Annotated in this window: 2 protein-coding genes; one reads left to right on the top strand and one right to left on the bottom strand. The window is 35.9% G+C overall.

Annotation, left to right across the window (positions count from 1 at the left end):
- Positions 1–120: 120 nt before the first annotated feature.
- Positions 121–1,359, top strand: coding sequence for a peroxiredoxin (locus DBR11_RS25725; RefSeq protein WP_108555438.1), 1,239 nt, complete (start codon positions 121–123; stop codon positions 1,357–1,359).
- 70 nt (positions 1,360–1,429) lie between these two features.
- On the opposite strand, the gene DBR11_RS25720 is transcribed toward DBR11_RS25725, so the two are convergent.
- A complete protein-coding gene (locus DBR11_RS25720; RefSeq protein WP_108555437.1) occupies positions 1,430–1,606 on the bottom strand; it encodes a histone H1 in 177 nt (58 codons plus the stop codon).
- Positions 1,607–1,675 lie beyond the last annotated feature (69 nt).

Genomic DNA, 1,675 nt, shown 5'->3' with positions numbered 1-1,675 from the left:
ATATTATTTATATCAAGTCTAAATAATACACGCATTATTTAGATTAATTCTCTAAAACATTCCAAAGTCAAAATAAACTACTAACTCTATAGTATTAATTTTTTCAATATCTTTGTTCTTATGAACTTCAAATCCATCACTGTAAGTGCAAGTCTCGCCATGGTCTTAGGCTTATCTTCCTTATGTACCTTTGCACAATCGCCATCAAAATTTATCCAGGAGGGTTTCTGGAGGGGCACTTTCCTGCTCAACAATAGTAAAGAAGTACCCTTTAATTTCGAAGTCAAAGGAAAAACTGCAGCAGAAGCAAAAGTCTATTTAATCAACGGAAAGGAACATTTCGAGATCAACAGGCTCAAACAGGTTAAGGACTCTTTGTTTATCTACCTGGATCAGTTTGACAATGAACTCGCTTTAAAAATTGGTAACAATAGTCTTGAAGGTGTTCTGAGAAAGCAAAATGGTTCGGGAGCAACCCCAGTAAAAGCAGAATTCGGGAAAAAATATAGGTTTGATGAGCCTAAAGAAAAACCAGCAGCAAACCTGTCAGGTACTTATGAAGTTGTGTTTAAAGATCAATCAGGAAAAGAAACTAAATCTGTAGGTTTATTTTCTCAAAATGGAGCAAAACTCAGCGGAACTTTCTTGAAATCTACAGGAGATTCCAGATTTCTTGATGGTGTTGTTAATGGAAAAAAATTCTATTTATCAACTTTTATAGGTTCTGGTGTGGGTTATTACGAAGGAACTATTTTAGACGATGGCGCGATCAGCGGCATAGTTGGTGTTAGTGGAAAACAAACATTTAGTGGAACAAGAAATGAGAAGGCAACACTTGCAGACGCCTATTCATTAACCTACCTAAAAGATGGCTATAAGACTTTGGATTTCAGTTTCCCTGACCTTAATGGCAAACAAGTCTCTTTAAAAGATGGAAAATATAAAGGTAAGGTCGTAATTTTAACCATCACTGGCAGCTGGTGTCCTAATTGTATGGATGAAGCCTCTTTTTTGGCACCATGGTTTAAAAAGAATAAAGGTCGTGGTGTAGAAGCAATTGGACTTCACTATGAAAGAACAACAGAACCTGCCTATGTCAAAAAAGTATTGAGTCGTTTTAAAGAAAGATTTGATATTGAGTACGATCAGGTAATTGCCGGGACTGCCGATCCAAAAAGCGTATCTGAATCCTTACCTGCTTTAAATAGCTTCCTTTCTTTCCCAACAACCATATTCATAGACAAAAAAGGAAATGTGGCCAAAATATACACAGGTTATAATGGACCCGCCACAGGAAAATATTACACAGAATATGTCAAAGAATTCAATGCAGAGATAGATAAACTAGTTGCTGAATAATTTGTAAAACTCTTACATAAAAAGCCCGGTGTTTTGACCGGGCTTTTTATGTATAAAACAGTTAGTACTGTTATTTGGCATTCTTTTTAGCCGTAACTTCCTGGCGTATATCCTGGGCCAGTGCCTTACTTTGCTGAAGGGCATTACGCAGTCTTGTACCTGCAGCTTTATTTCCCTTTTCGTAAAATGCAACGGCTTCCTTTTCAGCAGAAGTTAGCAGTTCTTTGAGCTCATTAAATTTTTGCATAATCTAGTTTTATAAGTAAACAATCAATTGATTCTTTTTAGGTTAACTCTAATCTAAATATTTTTTAGC

The sequence above is a fragment of the Pedobacter sp. HMWF019 genome (assembly GCF_003061025.1).
Lineage (GTDB): Bacteria > Bacteroidota > Bacteroidia > Sphingobacteriales > Sphingobacteriaceae > Pedobacter.
Note: the sequence above shows the minus strand (reverse complement) of the source record. Positions and strands in the feature narration are given on the sequence as shown.